Origin of the sequence: Cellulomonas sp. NPDC089187 (assembly GCF_040685135.1) — a bacterium.
Taxonomy (GTDB): domain Bacteria; phylum Actinomycetota; class Actinomycetes; order Actinomycetales; family Cellulomonadaceae; genus Cellulomonas.
In genome coordinates, this window is the sequence record NZ_JBFBHI010000002.1 from 387,382 (window position 1) to 410,262 (window position 22,881).

Annotated in this window: 21 protein-coding genes; 15 read left to right on the forward strand and 6 right to left on the reverse strand. The window is 71.0% G+C overall.

Annotation, left to right across the window (positions count from 1 at the left end):
• Positions 1 to 3: 3 nt before the first annotated feature.
• Positions 4 to 954 (reverse strand): hypothetical protein, encoded by a 951-nt coding sequence (locus AB0N78_RS06065; protein WP_363387056.1) that lies wholly within the window; start codon positions 952 to 954, stop codon positions 4 to 6.
• Between the two features lie 322 nt (positions 955 to 1,276).
• Between AB0N78_RS06065 and mtrA the strand changes: the two genes are divergently transcribed.
• From mtrA to secA, 7 genes are all read left to right on the forward strand, one after another.
• Positions 1,277 to 1,963: an MtrAB system response regulator MtrA gene (gene mtrA, locus AB0N78_RS06070; RefSeq protein ID WP_363387058.1), complete on the forward strand. Its 687-nt coding sequence runs from the start codon at positions 1,277 to 1,279 to the stop codon at positions 1,961 to 1,963.
• Positions 1,960 to 3,777: an MtrAB system histidine kinase MtrB gene (mtrB, locus tag AB0N78_RS06075; RefSeq protein ID WP_363387060.1), complete on the forward strand. Its 1,818-nt coding sequence runs from the start codon at positions 1,960 to 1,962 to the stop codon at positions 3,775 to 3,777. The genes mtrA and mtrB overlap by 4 nt, the downstream gene beginning before the upstream one ends.
• On the forward strand, positions 3,774 to 5,459 hold the full coding sequence (locus tag AB0N78_RS06080) for an LpqB family beta-propeller domain-containing protein (RefSeq protein ID WP_363387062.1): 1,686 nt from the start codon (positions 3,774 to 3,776) through the stop codon (positions 5,457 to 5,459). The genes mtrB and AB0N78_RS06080 overlap by 4 nt, the downstream gene beginning before the upstream one ends.
• A gap of 178 nt (positions 5,460 to 5,637) precedes the next feature.
• Complete coding sequence (locus tag AB0N78_RS06085; RefSeq protein ID WP_363387065.1) at positions 5,638 to 6,399, forward strand: ComF family protein; 762 nt, start codon at positions 5,638 to 5,640, stop codon at positions 6,397 to 6,399.
• A 167-nt stretch (positions 6,400 to 6,566) separates the two neighbouring features.
• Complete coding sequence (gene raiA / locus AB0N78_RS06090) at positions 6,567 to 7,205, forward strand: ribosome-associated translation inhibitor RaiA (protein ID WP_363387068.1); 639 nt, start codon at positions 6,567 to 6,569, stop codon at positions 7,203 to 7,205.
• 94 nt (positions 7,206 to 7,299) lie between these two features.
• Complete coding sequence (locus tag AB0N78_RS06095; RefSeq protein ID WP_363387071.1) at positions 7,300 to 8,601, forward strand: crosslink repair DNA glycosylase YcaQ family protein; 1,302 nt, start codon at positions 7,300 to 7,302, stop codon at positions 8,599 to 8,601.
• A gap of 150 nt (positions 8,602 to 8,751) precedes the next feature.
• Entirely contained in the window at positions 8,752 to 11,565 is a 2,814-nt protein-coding gene (gene secA / locus AB0N78_RS06100) for a preprotein translocase subunit SecA (RefSeq protein WP_363387074.1), read from the forward strand.
• 66 nt (positions 11,566 to 11,631) lie between these two features.
• Here the strand turns inward: secA and AB0N78_RS06105 are convergent, their stop codons facing one another.
• Positions 11,632 to 12,714 (reverse strand): Rv3235 family protein, encoded by a 1,083-nt coding sequence (locus tag AB0N78_RS06105; protein WP_363387077.1) that lies wholly within the window; start codon positions 12,712 to 12,714, stop codon positions 11,632 to 11,634.
• A 111-nt stretch (positions 12,715 to 12,825) separates the two neighbouring features.
• Between AB0N78_RS06105 and AB0N78_RS06110 the strand changes: the two genes are divergently transcribed.
• Positions 12,826 to 13,287 (forward strand): hypothetical protein, encoded by a 462-nt coding sequence (locus AB0N78_RS06110; protein WP_363387080.1) that lies wholly within the window; start codon positions 12,826 to 12,828, stop codon positions 13,285 to 13,287.
• A gap of 27 nt (positions 13,288 to 13,314) precedes the next feature.
• Complete coding sequence (locus AB0N78_RS06115; protein ID WP_363387082.1) at positions 13,315 to 14,112, forward strand: inositol monophosphatase family protein; 798 nt, start codon at positions 13,315 to 13,317, stop codon at positions 14,110 to 14,112.
• A 1-nt stretch (position 14,113) separates the two neighbouring features.
• Here the strand turns inward: AB0N78_RS06115 and rsgA are convergent, their stop codons facing one another.
• The 3 genes from rsgA to AB0N78_RS06130 all read right to left on the reverse strand — a co-directional run bounded on the left by rsgA (position 14,114) and on the right by AB0N78_RS06130 (position 17,061).
• Positions 14,114 to 15,151 (reverse strand): ribosome small subunit-dependent GTPase A, encoded by a 1,038-nt coding sequence (rsgA, locus tag AB0N78_RS06120; protein WP_363387084.1) that lies wholly within the window; start codon positions 15,149 to 15,151, stop codon positions 14,114 to 14,116.
• A gap of 5 nt (positions 15,152 to 15,156) precedes the next feature.
• A complete protein-coding gene (aroA, locus tag AB0N78_RS06125; RefSeq protein ID WP_363387087.1) occupies positions 15,157 to 16,479 on the reverse strand; it encodes a 3-phosphoshikimate 1-carboxyvinyltransferase in 1,323 nt (440 codons plus the stop codon).
• Positions 16,480 to 16,563: 84 nt separating this feature from the next.
• The gene (locus tag AB0N78_RS06130) at positions 16,564 to 17,061 is read right to left on the reverse strand and encodes a DoxX family protein (protein ID WP_363387090.1); all 498 of its coding nucleotides are present in this window, start codon (positions 17,059 to 17,061) and stop codon (positions 16,564 to 16,566) included.
• 93 nt (positions 17,062 to 17,154) lie between these two features.
• Between AB0N78_RS06130 and AB0N78_RS06135 the strand changes: the two genes are divergently transcribed.
• The 5 genes from AB0N78_RS06135 (at position 17,155) to AB0N78_RS06155 (ending at position 21,022) form a co-directional block, all read left to right on the forward strand.
• Positions 17,155 to 17,880 (forward strand): sigma-70 family RNA polymerase sigma factor, encoded by a 726-nt coding sequence (locus tag AB0N78_RS06135; RefSeq protein ID WP_363387093.1) that lies wholly within the window; start codon positions 17,155 to 17,157, stop codon positions 17,878 to 17,880.
• A complete protein-coding gene (rsrA, locus tag AB0N78_RS06140; RefSeq protein WP_363387096.1) occupies positions 17,877 to 18,161 on the forward strand; it encodes a mycothiol system anti-sigma-R factor in 285 nt (94 codons plus the stop codon). Before AB0N78_RS06135 ends, rsrA begins: the two co-directional genes overlap by 4 nt.
• A 251-nt stretch (positions 18,162 to 18,412) precedes the next feature.
• The gene (locus tag AB0N78_RS06145; RefSeq protein ID WP_363387099.1) at positions 18,413 to 19,501 is read left to right on the forward strand and encodes a type IV pilus twitching motility protein PilT; all 1,089 of its coding nucleotides are present in this window, start codon (positions 18,413 to 18,415) and stop codon (positions 19,499 to 19,501) included.
• Between the two features lie 82 nt (positions 19,502 to 19,583).
• Complete coding sequence (locus AB0N78_RS06150; protein WP_363387102.1) at positions 19,584 to 20,402, forward strand: DUF4097 family beta strand repeat-containing protein; 819 nt, start codon at positions 19,584 to 19,586, stop codon at positions 20,400 to 20,402.
• On the forward strand, positions 20,402 to 21,022 hold the full coding sequence (locus tag AB0N78_RS06155) for a PadR family transcriptional regulator (protein ID WP_363387104.1): 621 nt from the start codon (positions 20,402 to 20,404) through the stop codon (positions 21,020 to 21,022). Before AB0N78_RS06150 ends, AB0N78_RS06155 begins: the two co-directional genes overlap by 1 nt.
• Before the next feature lie 4 nt (positions 21,023 to 21,026).
• Here the strand turns inward: AB0N78_RS06155 and AB0N78_RS06160 are convergent, their stop codons facing one another.
• Complete coding sequence (locus tag AB0N78_RS06160) at positions 21,027 to 21,626, reverse strand: GDSL-type esterase/lipase family protein (protein WP_363387107.1); 600 nt, start codon at positions 21,624 to 21,626, stop codon at positions 21,027 to 21,029.
• Between the two features lie 164 nt (positions 21,627 to 21,790).
• Here AB0N78_RS06160 and AB0N78_RS06165 point away from each other — a divergent pair, with 164 nt between their 5' ends.
• Entirely contained in the window at positions 21,791 to 22,879 is a 1,089-nt protein-coding gene (locus AB0N78_RS06165; RefSeq protein ID WP_363387109.1) for a helix-turn-helix domain-containing protein, read from the forward strand.
• The last annotated feature ends 2 nt before the right edge of the window (positions 22,880 to 22,881 follow it).

The window sequence follows — 22,881 nt, forward strand, 5'->3', positions numbered from 1 at the left end:
AGGTCAGTCCTGAGCCGCTGCCCGGGCCAACTCCACGTCCAGGCCCTCCTTGCGCATCCGGGCGTCGATGTAGGCGAGCGCATAGGCCCCGGCGGCGAACACGGTGGTCAGCGTGGTCGCGATCACCTCGCCGATGCTGGCGATCACCACCGCGGGCAGCGTGGTCAGCGTGGGGTCCTGGGTCGCGAAGGTGGCGATCAGCTGGACGGGCACCGCGATGATCCCGCCGACCACAGCGGTGGCGACGGCGACCAGCAGGTACAGGCCGGTCAACCGCCAGAATCCGCCACGGGTCAGCCGCCAGCCGCGCGCGACCGTGGTCCAGAACGCACCGCCCTCCAACATCAGCCCGGCGGGCACCAACAGGGTGCGGACCGAGAACCACAGAGCGGCCAGCAGGTACAGCAGGCCACCGACGAGCGTCAGCGCGATGGCACCGCCCAGGCTCGCCATCCCGACCCACCACACCAGGCCGATCAGCGCCGCACCTGCCGCCAGGCTGGCCACCACCGACAGGAAGGTGAAGCCGACCACCCGGGCCAACCGTCCGCCCTGACCGCGCATCACCTCGCCGGGGGCGATGGTCTTGCCGAGCACCGACTGACTGACCGAACGGATCAGCACACCGGTGATGATCTGGGTGAACACCAAGCTCACCGGCAGGGAGAACGCGGTGGCGTACGCCGATCCGAAGAGGGACGCGAACTGGTCCGACTCTGCCGGGCTCAGCCCCTCATCGATGCCGCGGAGCAGATCCGTGGTGTACGGCGTGGCATACCAAGTGATCACGGCGGAGATCAGCACCGAGATCGCCACCCCGACCACCGTGACTCCGAACATCACCTTCGGGTTGTGCCGGACCGCGCGGAAGGCACCGTCGATGATCTCCCACACGCTCAGCGGGCGCAGCGGCACGATGCCCGGCTGGACCGCCATCGGCCGGAACTGCTGCATCGGTGGCATCGTCGGGTGGCCCGCTGAGCCTGTTGGGCCCGCTGGGCCCGTTGTGGGCCGCTGCTGGTACCCCAGCGGCTGCTCCTGACTCCAGCCCGGAGCTCCGCCCCACCCCGCTGCCGACGGGGGCTCGGGTGTGCTGCTGCCCGGCGCCTGCCATCCCGGGGGCGCGTACTGCCCGTACCGCGGCTCGGGCGTGGGCTGGTCCTGCTCCGAAGGGCCGGTCATCGGGGCTCCTGGCTGTCGGTGTCGCTGCTGGCGGACATCGTGCCACGTCGACGTCCTGCACCCCGATCGGGTGCGCGGATGCCATCATGGCGGCATGAAGGGACGCGTCCTGGTGGTCGACGACGACACGGCTCTGGCCGAGATGATCGGCATCGTGCTGCGGTCGGAGGGATTCGAACCGGTGTTCTGCGCCGACGGTGACGGCGCACTGGACGCTTTCCGAGCTTCCGCACCGGATCTGGTGCTGCTGGATCTCATGCTGCCCGGCCGGGACGGCACCGAGGTCTGCCGCCTGATCCGCGCGGAGTCGGGGGTGCCGATCGTCATGCTCACCGCCAAGGCCGACACCGTGGACGTGGTGCTGGGCCTGGAATCGGGGGCCGACGACTACATCTCCAAGCCGTTCAAACCCAAGGAACTGATCGCCCGGGTCCGCGCCCGGCTGCGCCGCACCGATGAGCCCGCCCCGGAGCACCTGCGGATCGGTGACCTGTCCATCGACGTCACCGGACACCGGGTCACCCGCGATGGTGCGGTGATCGCGCTGACGCCGCTGGAGTTCGACCTGCTGGTCGCCCTCGCCCGGAAGCCCTGGCAGGTGTTCACCCGTGAGGTGCTGCTGGAGCAGGTGTGGGGGTACCGGCATGCGGCGGACACCCGGCTGGTGAACGTCCACGTGCAGCGGCTGCGGTCCAAGATCGAGGCGGACCCGGAGCGCCCGGAGATCGTGGTGACCGTGCGCGGTGTCGGCTACAAGGCGGGGCCGACCACGACCTCATGAGCGGCGACCAGCCCGCCGCGCCGCGGACCATGCACCGGGTCGTGCGGACCTGGCGGCTGTTCGGCGTTCGACTCCGGCGGCGCTGGCGACGGCTCACCCACGCCTGGCGGGCCTCCCTCCAGCTGCGGATGCTCACGCTGACCCTCGCCGGAGGGTTGGCGGCGCTCGCGGTGCTGGGCGGCTACCTGTCGGTGTCGGTGCGCGACGGGCTGTTCACCCAGCGGATCGACCAGGTGCTGGCGGAGAGTTCCCGCGCGGCCGCGCAGGCGCAGGAGACCTTTGACGCCTCGACTGCGACCACCTCACCCGAGGTGCAGCAGCTGCTGAATGACACGGTGCGCGGCCTGCGGGCGGGCGGTTCCGGCGAGCGGGAGGTCGCCGTGCTGCGCACCCCCGGTCAGCGCCAGGCGATTTTGGTCACCGGCAACTCCACCGACTCCGCCATGGTTGAGCTGGTCTCCACCGAGCTGCGGGCCGACACCGCCGAGGCGGATGGGCAGCGCTGGCAGTCCGTCGGGTGGCCGACAGAGGACGGCATCGAACCCGCCGTTATGGTCGGCCAGGCGGTGACGGTGCCCGCTGCCGGGTCCTATGAGCTCTACCTGCTGTACAGCTTGCAGGCCGAACAGGAGCAGCTGTCCTTCCTGCAGGGTGTGCTGGCCATCGGGGCCACGGTGCTGGTGGCGATCCTGGTCGGCATGACGTGGTTCGTCACCCGGCAGGCGGTGCGACCGGTGCAACAGGCGGCCGAGACCGCCGAGCAGATCGCCGACGGCGACCTCACCCGACGGATGCAGGTCCGGGGCGAGGACGAGATGGCCCGCCTGGGTCGCTCCTTCAACGCGATGACCGACACCCTCCAGGAGCAGATCCTGCGGATGGAGCACCTGTCGGCGATGCAGCGGCGCTTTGTCTCCGATGTCTCCCACGAGCTGCGCACCCCGCTGACCACCGTGCGGATGGCCGGCACGATGCTCTACGACTCCCGGGACGAGCTGGACCCGGTGCTGCGGCGCTCCGCTGAGCTGATGCAGACCCAGCTGGACCGGTTCGAGGACTTGCTGGCCGATCTGTTGGAGATCAGCCGGTTCGACGCCGGGGCGGCCATGTTGGACGTCGAGGCCCGGGACCTGCGCGATGTGGTCTCCGCCGCGGTGGACCAGGCCGTACCCCTGGCCGAGCGCAAGGGCTCCTGGCTCAGCGTGGTGCAGCCCGAGAAACCGACGGTGGCTGACATCGACCCGCGCCGGGTCGAGCGGGTGCTGCGCAATCTGCTGGTGAACGCGATCGAACACGCCGACGGCACCGATGTGCAGGTGACTGTGGCGATGGACGGCAGGGCGGTGGCGGTGACCGTCCGCGACCACGGGATCGGCATGACCCGCGATGAGGCCGACCATGTCTTCGACCGCTTCTGGCGTGCCGACCCGGCCCGAGCCCGCACCACCGGCGGCACCGGACTCGGCCTGGCCATCTCCCTGGAGGACGCGCACCTGCACGGCGGGTGGTTGGAGGCCTGGGGTCGACCGGGTCACGGTGCTTGCTTCCGACTGACGCTGCCGTTGCGCGCCGGGATCGCGCTGACCGGATCGCCGCTGCCGCTGCAACCGGAGGACGACCTGTCCGAGGAGGGCCCCCTGGAGGCCCTCCCCCCGGACGGCTCCGACCCCGCTGCGCTTCCCGACCTGCCCGCGGTGACCGGTTCGCTGGAGATCGTCGAACGCGCCCGAGCTGCCCAGGCCGTGCGCGACGCCCAGATCCGCGCCGAGGCCGCCGCCGAGCGCGCCGCCCACCAGAAGGGATCGGACCGATGACCCGACGCCTGGCCGTGGTGCTCGCTCTGCTGCTGGCCCTGGCCGGCTGCGCGGCCATCCCCACCTCCGGGCCGGTCGGGGTCGGGGTCGAGTCGCAGACCGAGCAGGAGTCGGTGGAGCCGCTGGGTGACCCGCCGCCCCAGGACGGCAGCCCGGAGGACATCGTGCGCGGGTTCCTCGGTGCCAGTGCCGCCGGATTCTCGCGCAGCTCAGGAACCGAGAACGACGACTTCCGTAACGCCCGGGAGTACCTGTCCGGAGAGATCCGCACCTCCTGGACCCCGCGCGAACGCGTGGTGGTCTATCCCACCGCCTCCAGCCCTCAACTACGGCTGGATGGCTCCCAGGTGCAGGTCACCGTCCGGGTGGCGGCCCGGATCGATGCGGACGGTCGTTACTCCCAGGCCGGTCCCGCCGCGGAGGAGACCCTGACCTTCGGGATGGTGCAAGACTCGGACGGGCAGTGGCGCATCTCCGCCCTGGACGACGGGGTGGTGCTCTCCGAGCCGAACTTCGAGGCGATCTACCGGTCGTCCACGCTGTACTTCCTGTCCCAGGACGGCAGCTTCCTGGTGCCGGAGACCCGATGGTTCCCGCTGCGGAACCTGGCCACGTCGATCGTCCGGGCGCTGATCGCCGGGCCCTCGACCTGGCTGCGGGATGCGGTGCGCACCGCCATTCCCGAGGGAGCGACCCTGCAACCCGATGCGGTGTCGGTCGACGGCGACGGGGTGGCCGCGGTGAGCCTCGCTGCCGGTGGCCTGCCCGCCGAGCCCGAGGACCGCGATCTGATGCAGGCTCAGCTGGAGGCCTCGCTGCGTCCGGCCCGGGTCCGTTCGGTCGAGGTCTCCGCCGACGGCGTGCCGATGGGCGGACAGGCCGCCACCCTGGAACGCGGCCAGGACCCCGGTGGGGCGCTGGAGGCGGTCCAAGGCAACACCCTGGTTCAGCTGAGTCACGGCGAGTTCGTGCCGGTGGAGGGCGTCGATTCGCTCGCCGGACTGGACCTGCGCTCGCCCGCTCGCCAGCCCGGCGGTGAGCTCCGGGTGGGACTGTCCGGCCCGGCACGGCTCACCACTCTGCCGGTGGAGGGCGTCAACACGCGCACCCTGTACACGGACACCGCAGCGCTGCTGCCGCCCTCGGTCGATCGGTGGGGGTGGGTATGGACCGCACGCGGTGACGGTGACGAGCTGATCGCGGTGGATGACGGCGGCGATGTGCTGCGGATGGATGTGGACTGGTTGCGTGACCGGGAGATCCGCTCGCTACGGGTCGCTCGGGACGCCAGCCGGATCGCGGTGGTCTCCGACGGTGCTGACGGGATTCGCATTGACGTGGCCGCCATCCTGCGTGACGACTCCGGGACGCCTCAGTCGGTCGGCCCGGCGCAGCGGGTGGGCGCGACGCTGGTCGATGCCACCCGGGTGGTGTGGGTCGATGAGTCCTCGCTCGGGGTGCTGGGCGTCTCCGGTTCGGTGACCAGCGCGGTGTACCACCTGGTGCCGCTCGCCGGGACAGCGGAGGCCCGCGGCGCGATCTCCGACCCGGTGGACATCGCCGGCGGCAAGGGGGACAGCGTGGTGTACCTGAGCAACGCCGACGACCAGATCTACTCCCGTTCTGGGCCGAGCTGGGTCGCGGTGGCCGACGACGTGCAGTACCCGTCCTTCGCTGGGTGAGGCGGATCTCGGCTGCCCACAGGGGAAGGTGGGCCCGGGGCGTCCCCAGGGCCGGGCGGTCGACCGGGACGGACCGGTGCGCTGAGCGAAAGCTGCGGGCATGCTCGCGCGAGATCACTCACCTGGAGACGGCCCGGTCCCCGTGCTGGACCCGGTGCTCCGGTGCCCGCGTCCTGCTGTGCCACGCCGTCGCGGCCCCATCGCGGATGTCCTCGATCTGCTGCTGCCCGCGTGCTGCGCGGCCTGCCAGGACCCCGGATCGGTGCTGTGCGCCGACTGCGCTCGTGGCTGGCGGCCCTGGCCGGAGCGCTGCGAGCAGGACGCCGGACGCCTGGACTTGATGGACGGGCGGCCACCCCTGCCGGTGTGGGCGCAGGCGATCTATCAGGGCGCGGTCCGCCGCACCGTGTTGGCGTGGAAGGACCAGGGGCGTGCGGAGCTGTCCGCCTGGTTCGCCGCCCGCACCCGCGCCGCAGCCGGTGCGCTCGCCCATGCGGGGAGTGGGACCGGTGAGGGCTCCGGTCCGACGTTGGTCATCCCGGTGCCGCCCTCCGCCGCGGGACGTCGTCGCCGAGGTGAGGATCTGCTGCTGCCCCTGGCCCGGGCCGCCGCCGAGGGGTTGACCGCTGCACACCACCCCGCCGTGACCCACATGGTGCTGCGTGCCCGAGCGAGCCGTCGACACCAAGTGGGGCTGGGCCGTCGAGGGCGCGGGGCCAACCTGGCCGGACGGCTGCGGATCCGCACCGGCACGCTGCCCGCCGCCCCACACCGCATCCTCCTGATCGACGACGTGCTCACCACCGGCGCGACGCTGGCCGCGTGCCGAGCGGTTCTCGACGCCGCAGGTCACACCGTCTGCGGCGCGCTGGTGCTGGCGGCGACCCCGGCCAGAACTCACAGGTGCGCGCGAGTGGAATCGGATGCCGCTCCGGGATAGCGTGGTGTCTCGGATATCGACCGGCGCAGAGGCTGGCGATAGAGGTTCTCCGCGGTGCGCCGCGCGAGGAGGTGGTGCCGGTACAGGCCCCTTCGGGGGGTACGTTCCCGAGCAGGTCACCGGACGGGTCCGCAGATCCGTCCCCCGGAACTCCAGGAGGAGTCCCCATGGAGATCACCGTTGCAGGTCGTCACACCGACATCCCCGAGCGCTTCCGCGAGCACGTCGTGGACAAGCTCGCCAAGCTCGATTCGCTGGCTCCTCGGGCGCAGCGGATCGACGTCGAGGTGACGCACGAGCCGAATCCCCGGCAGGCTGCCGCAGCTGAGCGTGTGGAGCTGACCGTGATCGGCAAGGGCCCCGTGATCCGGGCCGAGGCGTGCGCGGACGACCGGTACGGAGCTCTCGATCTGGCCATCGACAAGCTCACCGAACGTCTCCGTCGGGCCCGCGACCGGACCAAGAACCACCGCCGGAACACCGTGGCCCCGCCACCGCCGAACACTGCCGACCTGACTCCGGTGCCGCAGCCCGAGCCGGAGCCGGTGACCCGCACCGCGGACGGGGCGGTCGAGATCCAGCTCGGTGACTCGCCGGTCATCATCCGGGAGAAGACGCACGAGGCCCGGCCAATGTCCGTGGACGACGCGCTGTACGAGATGGAGTTGGTCGGGCACGACTTCTTCCTCTTCGTCGACGCGGACACCGGGCAGCCATCGGTGGCCTACCGGCGTCGTGGGTGGAGCTACGGCGTGATCAAACTCGACGTGTCCACCACGGCGGTGCCCCAGGAGGTCACCGTCTGAGCCGTGGCCTGGTCATCGCGCCCCGTCGGGTCCTCCGGCGGGGCGCGATGCGTGTGTCGGACTGGATGTCGGTGCCGACCGGCACGATGGGTGGGTGACCTCGCTTCCTGCGTCCCGTGGATCGTTGCGCCCGGCCGAGAGCCTCAGCCTGTCCCAGGCTCGCCGGATCGCGCTGCGCGCCCAGGGGCTGGACCGTCCGCGTCCTCCCCGGAGCGGGCCGGCCACGATGCGGCACTTCCAGCAGGTGATCGATCGCCTCGGTCTGCTGCAGATCGACTCGGTGAATGTGCTGGCCCGCGCCCACCTGATGCCGGTGTTCTCCCGGGTCGGTCCCTATGACCCCGCGCTGATCGACCGTGCGTCGGGCCGTGCGCCCCGCCGGCTGGTCGAGACCTGGGCGCATGAGGCCTCCTACGTCCCGCCGTCGACCTATGCCCTACTCGGGTGGCGACGCCGGGCTTACCGGGACTACGCCTGGGGATCGATCCGTGAGGTGCCGGTGCGGCACTCCCCGCTGCTGGCGCAGGTGCGTGCCTTGATCGCTGCGGAGGGTCCGATGACCGCCCGCGAGGTGCACACCCGGATCGAGGGCGACCGGCCCCGGGATCGCAGCGAGTGGGGCTGGAACTGGACCGCCGCCAAACATGCGCTGGAGTACCTGTTCTTCACCGGTGAGGTCACCTCAGCCCGCCGGAACGCCCAGTTCGAGCGCTGCTACGACCTGACCGAACGAGTGCTGCCCGCCCCGGTGCTCGCCGCACCCGAGCCGAGTGACGCCGATGCCATCCGGGAGCTGGTGAGGATCGCCGCCCGCGCGCACGGCGTGGCCACCGAACGGTGTCTGCTCGACTACTTCCGGATCAAGGCCACGGACGGACACCAGGCGGTGATCGACCTGGTGGACGCGGGGGAGCTGACCCCGGTGACCGTCGAGGGGTGGGACCGGCCGGTGCTCCGGCACGTCGACGCCGACCTTCCCCGACGGGCGACCGGACGGGCGCTGCTCAGCCCTTTCGACCCGCTGGTCTTCGAGCGACGACGGTTGGAGGAGCTCTTCGGTCTGCGGTACCGGATCGAGATCTACGTGCCGGCGGCCCAGCGCGTGCACGGCTACTACGTGCTGCCCTTCCTGCACGGGGAACGACCCGCCGCTCTGGTCGACCTGAAAGCGGACCGGGCCAGGGGAGAGCTACGCGTCCTGGCCGCGCATCCGGTCCCACCGGTCGCGGGTGAGGTGGTGCGCCGCCCCACAGCGCCCTCCGGCGAGGAGGTGGCGACAGATCTTGCCGTCGAGCTCCGGTTGATGGCGCAGTGGCTCGGCCTGGCAGAGGTCACGGTGGCCGACCCGACGCGTGGTGGCCTCGCGCCCGCCCTGGTAGGGGCGTTGGTGTCCTGAGCACCGGGGCGACGCTGAGAGCGAACACCGTCACGCGGCCGGGGTTGTCCGCGGTCCGGGCTGCTCACCTACGATGGAGAGCGGTCCGGCCAGTGTGGTCGGCTCGCAGGGACGTCCCGGCACTGCAGGCACGGGGCGCGGAATCCGGGAGTGCTAGTGGCGATCCTCGACAAGGTCCTTCGACTCGGTGAGGGCCGTGTCCTCAAGAAGCTGTCGGGCATCGCCCAGCAGGTCAACGCCTTGGAGGACAGCTTCACCTCGCTGTCCGACGCCGAGCTGCGTGAGGAGACCGACCGGTTCAAGGCGCGCCTGGAGGACGGCGAGACCCTGGACGACCTGCTCCCCGAGGCCTTCGCCGTGGTGCGTGAGGCCGCCCGTCGCACTCTGGGTCAGCGGCACTTCGATGTGCAGCTGATGGGCGGGGCCGCCCTGCACCTGGGCAACATCGCGGAGATGAAGACCGGTGAGGGCAAGACCCTGGTCGCCACCGCCCCCGCCTACCTGAACGCCCTGACCGGCAAGGGCGTGCACGTGGTCACCGTCAACGACTACCTGGCCAACTACCAGGCGGATCTGATGGGCCGGGTGTACCGGTTCCTCGGGCTGACCACCGGGGTGATCCTCAGCGGGCAGAACCCCAAGGAGCGCCGGGTCCAGTACGCCGCGGACATCACCTACGGCACCAACAACGAGTTCGGCTTCGACTTCCTGCGCGACAACATGGCGTGGAGCGTGGACGAGTTGGTGCAGCGCGGCCACCACTTCGCCATCGTGGACGAGGTCGACTCCATCCTGATCGATGAGGCTCGCACGCCGCTGATCATCTCCGGCCCGGCCTCCGGTGACGCCAACCGCTGGTACGCCGAATTCGCCAAGGCCGTCCGTCGCCTCCAGCCCGAGCGCGACTACGAGGTGGACGAGAAGAAGCGCACCGTCGGTGTCCTGGAGCCGGGCATCGAGCGGATCGAGGACTACCTCGGCATCGAGAACCTCTACGAGTCGCTGAACACTCCGCTGATTGGGTTCCTCAACAACGCGATCAAGGCCAAGGAGCTGTTCAAGCGCGACAAGGACTACATCGTCGACAAGGGCGAGGTCCTGATCGTCGACGAGCACACCGGTCGTGTTCTGCCGGGCCGTCGCTACAACGAGGGCATGCACCAGGCGATCGAGGCCAAGGAGGGGGTGACGATCAAGGCGGAGAACCAGACGCTGGCGACCATCACCCTGCAGAACTACTTCCGGCTGTACGACAAGCTCTCCGGGATGACCGGTACCGCTGAGACCGAGGCGGCGGAGTTCCAGGGCACCTACAAGCTCGGCGTGGTGCCGATCCCGACCAACCGTGGGATGCAGCGCGTCGACCAGGCCGACCTGGTCTACAAGAGCGAGGACGGCAAGTTCGACGCCGTGGTCGCGGACATCGTGGAGCGGCACGCCGCCGGTCAGCCGGTGCTGGTCGGCACCACCTCGGTGGAGAAGAGCGAGCTGCTCTCCCGCAAGCTCCGCAAGGCCGGCGTCCCGCACGAGGTGCTGAACGCCAAGCAGCACGCCCGTGAGGCCTCGATCATCGCGCAGGCCGGTCGCAAGGGTGCCGTCACCGTCGCTACCAACATGGCCGGTCGAGGCACCGACATCATGCTCGGTGGCAACGCCGAGTTCATGGCCGTGGCCACCATGGCGGAGAAGGGCCTGGACCCGGCGGAGAACGCGGAGGAGTACGAGGCAGCCTGGCCCGCCGTGCTGGAGGCCGCCAAGGAGGCCGTCGCCGCCGAGCACGACGAGGTCACCGAGCTGGGCGGACTGTACGTGCTCGGCACCGAGCGCCACGAGTCCCGCCGGATCGACAACCAGCTGCGCGGACGTTCCGGCCGTCAGGGCGACCCGGGGGAGTCCCGGTTCTACCTGTCGTTGCAGGACGACCTGATGCGCCTGTTCAACTCCGGCATGGCCGAGTCGATGATGACCCGCGCTGGCTTCCCGGACGACATGCCGCTGGAGTCCAAGATCGTCACCCGCGGTATCCGGTCGGCGCAGTCGCAGGTGGAGTCCCGCAACTTCGAGATCCGCAAGAACGTGCTCAAGTACGACGACGTGCTGTCCCGTCAGCGCGAGGTCATCTACGAGCAGCGCCGCCGGGTGTTGGAGGGTGAGGACCTGCAGGAGCAGGTGCAGCACTTCATCGAGGACGTCGTCACCGACTACGTCGCCGAGGTCACCGGTGAGGGCCACCCCGAGGACTGGGATCTGGATGCGCTGTGGGCGTCGCTCAAGGCGGTCTACCCGGTGTCCATCGAGGCCGACGAGGTGATCGAGTCGGTGGGCGGCATCGGCCGGTTGACTACCGACTCCCTCACCGCCGAGCTGCTCTCCGACGCCCGGATCGCCTACGACGAGCGCGAGGCCCAGCTCGGCGAGAGCAACATGCGCCAGCTGGAGCGCCGGGTGATCCTCTCGGTGTTGGACCGCAAGTGGCGCGAGCACCTCTACGAGATGGACTACCTCAAGGAGGGCATCGGCCTGCGCGCGATGGCCCAGCGTGATCCGCTGGTCGAGTACCAGCGCGAGGGCTACCAGCTGTTCCAGGCCATGACTGACGGGATCAAGGACGAGGCGGTCGGCTTCCTGTTCAACCTGGAGGTCAAGGTCGCCGAGCCCGGTGCCGAGGGTGCCGAGGGTGCCCCCGCTGTCGGGGCACAGGCCGCGCTCAACGGTCCGAAGCTGGTCGCCAAGGGCATCGACGGTCCGGAGCGCCAGGTGCCGTTGCAGTACTCCGCACCCAGTGTGGACGGTGACTCCGGGACCACGGTGACCGGTGGGGGTCGGCGTGCTGCCGGCGGCCCGGCGGCGCGCGCCGCCCAGGCTGAGACCGCCCCGGGTCCGGAGGGTGCCGCCCCCGCAGCGGACAGCACCAACCGCGAGGCCCGCCGGAAGGCCGCCAAGCAGCAGCGTCGCCGCGGCTGAGCTAAGCGAGTTCTACGACGAGGGCCGGTTTCCCCTGGGAAACCGGCCCTCGTCGGGTCTGAGGGGTCAGCCGACCACGAGCGCCTCCGCCCGCCACACACCCTCGCGTTCCACCAACCGCACGGCAACGGCTCGTACCCGGTCGGCGTGCCCCAGTACCACGGTCGACTCGACTACATCCGCCGCCAACCGCATGGCGCGCAGTCGTCGCACCGTCGGCCGACCGGTCGGCGACGTCTGGGCACGCGGCAGCACCGGCTCGGCGGCGGTGCCCTCCCGGAAGCGACTGAGCCGTCGACGCTGCTCGAGGGCCAGGTAGATCGCGGGCGTCACCCAGCGAGCCAGCTGTGCCAGCGGACGGCTGCCGGTGAGTACCTCCACGGCTGCCATGGCGATCAGACAGCACAGCCGCCCCGGGTCCAGCTCACTCGGCGACCGATCGTCGCCGCTGCCGACTGCCCGGCCGTCCCGCGCTGCCGTCGCTCGATCACCGCCTCCCGTTCCCGCGGCCACCCGGACATCGCGTCCTGATGCCCGGCTGTCGGTCCGCGCTTCCGGAGGACCACCGCGGACCGCTCCCGACCGAGTGCCGGGCTGCTCCGGTGTGCGCGGCATCCCCACGGTGCGTGCGCGCAGGGCCACCTCGTCATGTTCGCCCGGCAGGGACGGACCGATCCCATGCCGGTACGTGGGCATCGACCACGACCCCAGGCGCTCAACCGTGGGCAGCACGGCGCCGCGGTGCCCGATCACAGCTGCGGTCTCAGTCGAGGCCTCGGTCCCGGCTCCGGTTGACTCCTGTACGGCGCGCTCCGGCGGCACCTCGGTTGGCGGCACCTCGGCCGATGGCGCGGGGTCGGCGGCAGCCGTGCGTGCGGGCATTGGTGTGAGGGGCTCCCGACGCAGCGGACGAGGTGTCGGGGCCATCCGCAGCTCGACCACCACGGCGCGGGCCAGCGTGGGGCTGTCCCGCACCCGGCCGGGTGGTCCGCTGTGCTGGGCCGGTGGCCGTACCTCGGTGGCATCGCCGTCGATCTCGGCTCTGGTACCGAGGTCCGTGCCCGTCAGCGTCTCGACCGTCATGGTCATCGTCATCCCCTGTCTACGCCCGGACCCCGGTTCTACCGATTCGGAGGCGCTCCACGCCATGAGAGTGGTGAGGCCTGTGGACCACGTGAGTCGATGCCGCTCGGGGGAGTGCTGGCACGCCGTGGACAGCGAGGTGACGCGCCACAGCTGAGCACACGGCACACTGGTCCCGTGCGCCTCTACATTCCTGCCACCCTCGATGACCTGCGCGACGGGGTCCTGACCCTGCCGGTCCCGCGCCGTGCCCACGCGGTGACCCCCGCGCTGACCGGACTGCTGCCGGAGGAGGACGAGGAGGGCGTGGAGTTCGCTGCGCAGTTGATGGCCGCCGACGACGCGCTGGTCCTGCTGGCGGGCACGCCGTCCGCTCCGACGCTGCGTCTGGTGGTCACCGCCGAGGTCGCCGACGACCTGGTCGATGTCACCCCGGCGGGCGGCGACGAGCCGGTCAGCCTGGTGGCCCTCACCGGCGAGGTCACCGCGGATGGGGTGGTCTGCGTGCACGTTGACGAGCCCGAGGCTGCCGCCCGGGTGGCGCAGGCGCTGGACGGCGACGACGCGGCGCTGGAGGACCTGGCCGAGCGCGACCTGCTCTGGTACGACGTGAGCGAGCTGGGACGCATCCCGCGCTGAGCGACCCCGCCCCGGTAGGTTGACCGCATGACCCGGTACGACGACGACCTCCGTCTGGCCCATGTGATCGCTGATCAGGTGGACGGCCTGACCATGTCGCGGTTCAAGGCGCAGGACCTCCGGGTCGAGACCAAGCCTGATCTGACCCCGGTGTCGGATGCCGATCGGGCCGCGGAGGAGTTGATCCGCGCCCAGCTCGGTCGGACCCGCCCACGGGACGCCGTACACGGTGAGGAGATGCCGGACACCGGTCACGGTCCGCGGGTGTGGGTGGTGGACCCGATCGACGGCACCAAGAACTTTGTCCGCGGGGTGCCGGTCTGGGCGACACTGATCGCGCTGTTGGACGGTGACCAGGTGGTGCTCGGACTGGTCAGCGCGCCGGCGCTGAACCGGCGCTGGTGGGCGGCTGTCGGATCGGGGGCGTGGACCGGGCGTTCGCTGGCCTCGGCCACCCGGATGCGGGTTTCCGAGGTGCAGCGGATGCGGGATGCGTCGCTGTCCTACTCCAGCCTGTCCGGTTGGGAGGAGGACGGCCGTCTGGACGGGTTCCTGTCCCTGACTCGGAATGTCTGGCGGACCCGGGCCTACGGCGACTTCTGGTCCCATGTGCTGGTGGCAGAGGGTGCAGTGGACCTGTCCTGCGAGCCCGAACTCGCCCTGCACGACATGGCTGCACTGGTGCCAATCGTGACCGAGGCCGGTGGGCGCTTCACGTCGATCACCGGGCAGGACGGGCCCTTCGGAGGGTCAGCGCTGGTGTCCAACGGGCATCTGCACAATGCCGCGTTGCAGTACCTGGACCCGTTGAACCCGGAGCACTGACTCAGTCGGCGGTGCGGCTGACCAGGAGCCGACGGAAGGAATCGACCCGATCGGCCCGGGCCTGCCGCAGTGCACTGCCCTCGCCCGCGCCTGCGACCCAGTCGTCCAATGCGCAGTCCGGGCTGTTCGCCAGGTGGGTGCAGCCACGGGGGCAGTCGGCGGCGACCTCGGCCAGATCCGCGAAGGCACCGATCAGTCGGTCCGGCTCCACATGGGCCAGCCCGAAGGAGCGCACACCGGGGGTGTCGATCACCCACGTTCCGGCCTGCGCCCGAGGAACCCGCAACGCCACCGCGCTGGTGGAGGTGTGCCGCCCGCGCCCGGTCACGTCATTCACTCGGCCGGTCGCCCGCTGCGCCTGCGGTACCAGGGCGTTGACCAGGGTGGACTTGCCGACCCCGGAATGCCCGACCAGCACCGAGGTCCGACCGTCCAGCGCGGCGGTCAGCTCCTCCAACCCGTCGATGCCGTCCGCTGTGACCCGGGTGACCACCACCCGCACCCCGATCGGTTCGTACAGTTCGCGCAGGGGTGCCGGGTCGGCCAGGTCGGCCTTGGTCAACGCCAGCAGTGCATCCATCCCGGCGTCGTAGGCGGCGACCACGCAGCGGTCGATCATCCGGGTGCGCGGCTCCGGGTCGGCCAGGGCGGTGACGATCACCAGTTGGTCGGCATTCGCGACGATCACCCGCTCGTAGGGGTCGGTGTCGTCCGCAGTGCGCCGCAGCACGGTGGAACGCTCGGCGATCCGCACGATCCTGGACAGCGACCCCTCCGCTCCGGAGGTGTCACCGACCAGATCGACCCGGTCCCCGGGCACCACACGGTCGCGGCCGAGCTCGCGGGCCTTCATCGCGGTGGCCGGACGCTCGTCGGGCCCGTCGGGGTCGACCAGCACGGTGTAGCGGCCGCGGTCGACGCCGGTGACCAGGGCGCGCTCGGCGTCGGCGTGCTCCGGGCGGGTCTTGGTGCGAGGCCGTGAGCCCTTGCGGCTGGGACGCACCCGGACGTCGCGCTCGTCGTAGTCGCGCTTGGCCATCGTGCTCAGCCTCGCACCAGCATGGCGTTCCACAGGCCGGTGAAGTCCGGGATCGTCTTGCTGGTGGTGGCGACGTCCTCAACCTGCACCCCGGGGACGGCCAACCCGATCAGCGCCCCGAAGGTGGCCATCCGGTGGTCGGCGTAGGAGCGGACCACTGCCGGTCGCAGCGGAGCGGGGTCGATGATCAGACCATCGGCGGTCTCCTCGGCACGGGCCCCCAGCCGGGTGATCTCGGTGCGCAGCGCCGCCAACCGGTCGGTCTCGTGTCCGCGCAGGTGGGCAATGCCCCGCAGCACGGTCCGGCCCTCGGCGACGGTGGCGACGGCGGCGATGGTCGGGGCAATCTCCCCGGCGGCGCTCAGATCCAGGTCGATGCCCCGAGGCCGACCGTCCCCGGTCACGCTCAGCACATCCCCGTCCAGGGAGCATCTCGCGCCCATCCGCTCCAGGATGCCGGGCAGCAACCCGCCGGGCTGGGTGGTGTGCGTCGGCCAGCCGGGCACCCGCACGGTCCCACCGGCGACCACGGCGGCGCACAGGAAGGGCGCGGCATTCGACAGGTCCGGCTCGACCCGGACGTCGCGTGCGGCGATCGGACCGGGCTCCACCCGCCAGGTGCCCGGTGTCGTGTCGTCCACCCGCACACCCGCGGCGCGCAGCGCGGCGACAGTCATCTCGATGTGCGGCAGGCTGGGCAGCGTCGCGCCCACGTGCTGCACGGTCAGCCCTTCCGGCAACCGCGCCCCGGTGAGCAACAGGCCGGAGACGAACTGCGAGGAGCCGGAGGCGTCCACGGACACCTGGCCGCCGTGTACGGCAGGGCCTCCGGTGACCCGGAACGGCAGGAAGCCGGGTTCACCGGTCTCCACCACGTCGGCACCCAGATCGCGCAGCGCATGCAGCACCGGTCCCATCGGCCGTACCCGTGCCCCGGGGTCGCCGTCAAAGGTGACCGGGCCGTCCCCGAGCGCGGCCACCGCCGGCAGGAAGCGCATCACCGTGCCCGCCAACCCGCAGTCCACCTGCGCCCCACCGCGCACCGGCCCGGGGGTGACCACCCAGTCGCCCGGCTGGTTCGGGTCGTCGTCGACCCGCGCGCCGAGCTGACGCAGCGCGGCGACCATCAGCAGGCTGTCCCGGGACCGGAGGGGGGCACGCAACCGACCCGGGCCGTCCGCCAGCGCGGCGAGAACCAGATAACGGTTGGTCAGTGACTTGGAGCCGGGGACCTCCACCGTGGCGTCCAGCGGCCCGCTGGGCTGCGGGGCGGGCCACAGCGGCAGGGTGCCGTCGTGGCCGGGGGTGGGGGAGTCGGTGCCGGTCATGGGCACCAGGCTATCGGCCGAGCTGCGGTCGGCTCCGGCGTGTCCGGTGCGCCGACTGCGGGGCCGTCTGCGTGGCCCAGACCTTCAGCCCCGGGTGAGCGCCTCCCGGGCCTGCGCGGTCTTGGCAGCGGCGGCACGCACCGCCTTGGCGTGCTCCACCCGCCAGCGCACACTCGGCTTGCCGTGGGTGTCCGCAGCGACGATCAGCGCCCCGCCGGTCAGCGCGAGCGGACGCAGCAGCCGCTGACGGCGCTCCCGCTTGGGGCCGCGGTGCTCCTTGTCCACCGCCAACTCCGCCAACGCCAAGGGGAGGGTCAGCAGCGCCAGCGCGGCACCGGACAAGCGGGGGAGCTTACCGAGGGTAAGCAGTCCAGCGGCCACGGCGGTGGCGGCACCGTGCGCACGCACCACGGTGGTCAGCGTCGCGTCATCCAGGTCGAGATCCGCGGGCACCGTCGCGTCCAAGCGGTCCAGTGCGGTGCGGGCGGTAGCGACATGGCCCTGCGGGTGGCGCAGGGCGTCGACGCCCTCGGCCAAGAACCAGGACGCGAACAGCGGGCGGGCGATCCGGCGCAACAGCATGGGGTCCTCCTCGACTCGACGGCCCGGGTGCGACCGTCCACCTCACACGCTAGTCCGGGAATGCCCGGTGGTGCCCGACATGTTGTGCCGATCATGATGACGACGACCCTGGAGCGGCCCCCGGTGCTCACCGGCACCCGGACGCGGCTAGGCTCGGCGGTGATGAGCGAGGACACCACACGCGCCCCCGAGTCCGAGGACCAGGCGGCACGCAGCGAGCGGTTCGAGGCCGAGGCGCTGGTCTACCTGGACCAGCTCTACGGTGCCGCCCTGCGCATGACCCGCAACCCCTCCGACGCCGAGGACCTGGTGCAGGAGACGTTCGCGAAGGCATTCGCAGCGTTCCACCAGTACCGCCCGGGCACCAATCTCAAGGCCTGGCTGTACCGAATCCTGACCAACACCTTCATCAACACCTACCGCAAGAAGCAGCGCGAGCCGCAGCAGTCGCAGGCCGAAGACATCGAGGACTGGCAGATCGCGCGGGCGGCGTCGCACACCTCGGCCGGGTTGCGTTCGGCCGAGGCCGAGGCGTTGGACCACTTGCCGGACTCCGATGTGAAGACGGCGCTGGCCCGACTGCCGGAGGACTTCCGGATGGCGGTGTACCTGGCCGACGTCGAGGGATTCGCCTACAAGGAGATCGCCGAGATCATGGGCACGCCGATCGGGACCGTGATGTCCCGGTTGCACCGTGGCCGTGGTCAGCTGCGCGAGATGTTGGCCGACTACGCCCGTGATCGTGGGCTGGTCGGTGCCAGTGACAGCACGGACGACACGTCGGAGGCCGACGCGACGGGTTCGAGGAGGGGACGATGAGCGGCGACGACGCGGCCACGGCAGCCGAGGGCTGCGGAGGACCGGACTGCGACGAGAAGGTGGACCGGCTGTTCGCCTACCTCGACCGTGAGCTCGGCACCGCGGACGCGGCTGAGGTGAAGGCGCACATCGAGGAGTGCCGTCCCTGCTTGGACGAGGTCGTGGTGGACCAGGTGATGAAGGATCTGGTCAAGCGTTGCTGCCAGGAGCAGGCGCCGGCTGATCTGCGGTTGCGGATCCGCGCGCAGCTCACCACCGTCCGGGTGGAACGCGCGCTCTGAGACGACGGAGGGCCCGGTACCGATCGGTACCGGGCCCTCGTCCGTTGTGGCAGCGCTCAGGCGTTGGGGCGCTTACCGTGGTTGGCGGAGCTCCCCGCACGGGAACGACGCTTGCGACCACGCTTGCTCATCGGAATCTCCTCGGCTCCTGGCGCTGGCGCGCCGGTTGTCGTCGGCCATCGTCCCACATTCATGGCACCGCCGGTGTCATCGGGCTCATCCCCGGGTCGTCGTCGGCCGATAGACAGGACGTGAGCGATCAGCCCCAGTCCGTCGTCCCGCTGCTGCACGCCTTGGTCCAGGCCGGGGGGTCCGATCTGCATGTGAAGGTCGGCTCCGAACCGCGGGTCCGGGTGGATGGGCGGTTGCGTCGGCTCCAGGTGCCCTCGCTCAGCCCGCGGGACACCGCCGCGATGCTGGACGAGGTGCTGCCGGCGGACCTGACGGAGTCCTTCGCGCAGCAGCACGAGGCGGACTTCGCGTTCTCGCTGTCCGGGGTCGGGCGGTTCCGGGTGAACGCGTACCAGGCCCGTGGCACCTACGGCATGGTCTTTCGTCTGGTCGGGGTCGGAGCACAGTCTCTGCAGGAGCTGGGCCTGCCCGAGGTGGTTGGTGAGTTGGCTCTGGAACCACGTGGGCTGGTGCTGGTCACAGGACCGACTGGGTCGGGCAAGACCACCACGCTCGCGTCGATGATCGACCTGATCAACACAGTGCGCGAGGCCAACATCGTCACCATCGAGGACCCGATCGAGGTGCTGCACCCTGATAAGCGCAGCATCGTCTCCCAACGCGAGATCCGGCAGGACACCGCCGACTTCACCGTGGCGCTGCGCGCGGCGATGCGACAGGACCCGGATGTGATCCTGGTGGGGGAGATGCGCGATGTGGAGACGGTGCGGGCTGCACTGTCCGCAGCGGAGACCGGTCACCTGGTGTTGAGCACGCTGCACACCATTGACGCCGCGGAGTCGGTCAACCGCATCGTGGACTTCTTCCCGCCGCATGAGCAGCAGCAGATCCGGGTGGCGCTGTCCCAATCGCTGCGCGGGATCGTGTCGCAGCGGTTGGCCCGCAGGGCGGATGGTCATGGCCGTGTCGCGGTGATCGAGGTGCTGGTCAATACCGGCCGCACCGCGGAGGCGATCCTCGATCCGACCAGCGCCGAGCCGCTCGGTGATCTGATCCGGGCGGGCGGGTACTACAACATGCAGACCTTCGACGACCACCTGGTCCGGCTGGTCGCGGCCGGTGAGGTGAGCTACGACGAGGCGTGTGCCACGGCGTCCAACCCCCAGGATCTGACGGTCGAGCTGCGCGCTGCGGGGCTGATCGGCTGAGCCTGTCGTAGGGGTTGTCTCACGTAGTAACGCGATATAACGTGTTCGCCACAGACGCGATATATCGTGAAAGGTGATGGGGATGGCGACAGAGTCCTGGGTGGTGGCCGGGCCGCAGGTGATCGAGGTCGAGCAGGTGCACTCGCTGCGGGTGCGGATCTCGGGCGGACGGGTGGATGTGGTGGCGCACGAGGACCCGGCGCGCACCGACGTCCGGCTGGAGGTGCACTCCGTGGAGGGGCACCCGCTGGAGGTGACCTACGCCGACGGCGCCCTGTGGGCCGGGGTGCGCGACGGCGGTGGGGTGGACGGATTCCTCAGCCGTGTGATGGGCGGGTGGCGCCGGGACCGGATCGACCTGCAGCTGGCCGTGCCGCGCTCGGTGCTGGCGTCGATCTCCGCCGTGGAGGCCGACATCCTCCTGGCAGGCGTGGAGCAAGATGCCACCTTGACCGGCGTCTCCGGCGGGCTCGTCACCGACGGCACCCGCGGCGCGTTGACCGTGCGGACCGTCTCCGGCGACATCGCGGTGCGCGAACACAACGGCGACCTCGGGCTCAACACCGTCTCCGGCGCGTTGACCGCCAGCGGCGAGCTCACCCGGGTGCACGTCAACACCGTCTCCGGCGATGTGGCCGTCGACACCCGGTCCGCGTCCTCGCTGTGCCAGGTGAAGTCGGTCTCCGGCGATGTCACCGTTCGACTGCCCGGTGGCCACGGCGTCAACGTTGAAGCCACTTCGGTCAGCGGTCGGGTGCGGGTGGACGGGGTGCAGCGCGGTGACCGGATGCCCGGTCGGATCCAGGTGGATCTGCGCGATCCGGACGCGACCTGCTTTGTCACCACGCGGTCGGTCTCCGGTGACCTGACCGTGGTGCGGGCGGAGCCGGTGGAGCACTGATGCCCCCAGTCTTCGCCCATGGTCAGTTGCGGCTCTACTTGCTCGCGATGCTGGCCGAGGGGCCGCTGCACGGGTACCAGGTGATCACGGCGCTGTCCGAGCGGTTCGGCGGCACCTACCGGCCGAGCCCCGGTACGGTCTACCCCCGTCTGGCCCGCCTGGAGGAGGAGGGGCTAGTGCGGCGTACCGAGCTCGGCCGCCGGGCGCAGTACGAGCTCACCGACACCGGTCGGGCCGAGCTCGCGGCACACGCCGAGGAGCTCGCCGCTCTGGAGCGGGAACTGACCGAGACGGTGCGCACGCTGGCTTCCCAGGTGCGGGCCGAGGTCACCAGTGCCATGGCGGGTGTCCGGGCGGAGCTGGCCGCGGCCGCTGCCCAGGCGCGCACCGCGGCCCGGGGTCGCTCGCAGGACGATGCCGAGGCAGCGGCGGAGCAGCGCCGGCAACAGAAGCAGCGTCGGATCGAGTGCGAGGCGGAGCTGACCCGGTTCCGTGAGCAGATGCGGGGCATGCTGCGCACCGCCGAGGCGCAGGGGCGGTTGGGTCAGCTGGGGGCGGACACGCTGCGCACCATGCTGAACGGCGCCACCACGGCAGTCGAGGCGGCGCTGGGGCGCTGAGGGGTCAGCCCAGGTCCTCGGGCAGCCCCAGCCAGGTGTTCCAGTGCGAGTGCAGCACCAACCAGGCGATCAGGCCGTAGCCCGCCTGCCCGGGCAGCGCACCGTCGCCGGCCGCGAGATCCGCCAACCACTGCTCGTGGTTGGCCAACGGCGTGTAGGTGTCGACATAGGGCACTCGGCGTCGTCCGGCGACATCGGCGAAGGCCGCGGACAGATCAGCCAGCGCGGTGCCGTCGATCCCGCCCCCGGGCGGCGGACCGACCACGAAGGCCGGGACGCGGCGCTGATCGGCGGCGTCCAGGATGTTCGCCAGGTTGAGTCGGCTGCGGGCCAGGGAGATGCCCTGCTGCAGGTCGGCCCGACCGAGGGCGATCACCAGGCGGTTGTCCGCCTCGGGTGACAGCCGCCGGTCGACCTCCTGCTCCCACCGGGCAGCCAGATCGTTGGTGCTCTCACCGGGGACGGACAGCGGCAGGACGGTCGGGGGCTGCGGCGCAGTGGTGCGGGCGACGACCCGGCCGACCCAGCCCAGCGCGCGTGGATCCCCTGCTCCGGCGGTCAACTCGTCGCCGATCACCAGGAGGCGCAGCGGCAGCTCGCCCACGGTCCCACCCTTCCGTTCCTGGCGGGCCCGGTGCCCGCCGACCGGGTCAGTCTCGCAGGCGCGCCGCGGGAGTCGACTCCGACGCGCGGATCGATGGCTGTGCCCGACAGGCGTCATCGCGGGGCGAGGGCCGCACATCGGTGATCCGGTGGCAGACTTCCGCCATGCTGCAGCGCGTGGCGGCCATCGCGATCCCGGGTGTCTCGCCCGTCGACTTCGGTGTGGTGTGCGAGGTCTTCGGCCTCGGTGACACCGCAGGACCCGCTGTCGACCTGACCCTGTGCACACCGGAGCCCGGGGACGTGCCGTTCTCGACCGGGCCGAGTGTGCGGATCGAGCCGGATCTGTCCGCCACCGTCGACGCGGACCTGGTGATCGTGCTGCCCTCCGGCGACCTAATCGTGCCGCCCGACTCGGCGCTGCCCAGCCCGATCGCGTCCAGCTCGATCCCCTCCGACCTGACCCCACCAGGTCCGATCCCATCAGGCCTGATCCCGCGAGTCCTGGTCCCACCCGTTCTGCCAGGTCAGACGCTGCCGGACCCGATGTCGACCAGCCTGCGCACCGCCCATGAGCGGGGTGCCCGGGTGTTGGGCATCGGTACCGGTGCGTTCGCGCTGGGCCGGGCCGGGTTGTTGGACGGGCGCCGGTGCACCACGCACTGGCGGCACACCGCCGAGCTCGCCGCCCAGTTCCCGGCGGCCCGGGTCGATCCGGCCGCACTGCACCTCGAGGACTCCGCGGTGCTCACCAGTGCCGGGGCCGCCGCGGGGATCGACGCCTGCCTGCACCTGATCCGCGCCGAGCACGGGGAGCGGGCGGCCGCCACGGTCGCCCGGCACCTGGTGGTGCCTCCGCACCGCAGCGGCAACCAACTGCAGTACGTCGACGCCCCGACACCCCACGAGGCGGACACGTTGGCAGAACTGCTCGGCTGGATGTCCGAGCACCTGGCGCAGGAGCTGAGCGTGCCCGAGCTGGCCGCCCGGGCATCGATGAGCGAGCGCACCTTCGCCCGGCGGTTCCGCGCGGAGACCGGGACCACTCCCGCTGCCTGGCTCACCCGGCAGCGTCTGCTCCGCGCACGGGAGCTGCTGGAGCGGACCGATGCGGGCGTGGAGGAGGTCGCCCGCGCGAGTGGCTTCGGCACAGCGGGGGTGCTGCGCCACCACTTCGCGCGGGTGTTGGACACCACACCGCAGGCCTACCGCCGCCAGTTCGCCAGTACCCCGGAGGCGACCGCAGACAGGTGACC

Excerpts from the sequence above, each read along its gene's own strand:
- rsgA (WP_363387084.1), bottom strand. The coding sequence starts at position 15,151 with ATGGCCAAGCGCGACTACGACGAGCGCGACGTCCGGGTGCGTCCCAGC.
- AB0N78_RS06135 (WP_363387093.1), top strand. The coding sequence starts at position 17,155 with ATGATGACGACGACCCTGGAGCGGCCCCCGGTGCTCACCGGCACCCGG.
- aroA (WP_363387087.1), bottom strand. The coding sequence starts at position 16,479 with ATGACCGGCACCGACTCCCCCACCCCCGGCCACGACGGCACCCTGCCG.
- rsrA (WP_363387096.1), top strand. The coding sequence starts at position 17,877 with ATGAGCGGCGACGACGCGGCCACGGCAGCCGAGGGCTGCGGAGGACCG.
- AB0N78_RS06165 (WP_363387109.1), top strand. The coding sequence starts at position 21,791 with ATGCTGCAGCGCGTGGCGGCCATCGCGATCCCGGGTGTCTCGCCCGTC.
- AB0N78_RS06115 (WP_363387082.1), top strand. The coding sequence starts at position 13,315 with ATGACCCGGTACGACGACGACCTCCGTCTGGCCCATGTGATCGCTGAT.
- mtrA (WP_363387058.1), top strand. The coding sequence starts at position 1,277 with ATGAAGGGACGCGTCCTGGTGGTCGACGACGACACGGCTCTGGCCGAG.
- mtrB (WP_363387060.1), top strand. The coding sequence starts at position 1,960 with ATGAGCGGCGACCAGCCCGCCGCGCCGCGGACCATGCACCGGGTCGTG.
- AB0N78_RS06065 (WP_363387056.1), bottom strand. The coding sequence starts at position 954 with ATGCAGCAGTTCCGGCCGATGGCGGTCCAGCCGGGCATCGTGCCGCTG.
- AB0N78_RS06130 (WP_363387090.1), bottom strand. The coding sequence starts at position 17,061 with ATGCTGTTGCGCCGGATCGCCCGCCCGCTGTTCGCGTCCTGGTTCTTG.
- AB0N78_RS06080 (WP_363387062.1), top strand. The coding sequence starts at position 3,774 with ATGACCCGACGCCTGGCCGTGGTGCTCGCTCTGCTGCTGGCCCTGGCC.
- AB0N78_RS06105 (WP_363387077.1), bottom strand. The coding sequence starts at position 12,714 with ATGGCGTGGAGCGCCTCCGAATCGGTAGAACCGGGGTCCGGGCGTAGA.
- AB0N78_RS06150 (WP_363387102.1), top strand. The coding sequence starts at position 19,584 with ATGGCGACAGAGTCCTGGGTGGTGGCCGGGCCGCAGGTGATCGAGGTC.
- raiA (WP_363387068.1), top strand. The coding sequence starts at position 6,567 with ATGGAGATCACCGTTGCAGGTCGTCACACCGACATCCCCGAGCGCTTC.
- AB0N78_RS06155 (WP_363387104.1), top strand. The coding sequence starts at position 20,402 with ATGCCCCCAGTCTTCGCCCATGGTCAGTTGCGGCTCTACTTGCTCGCG.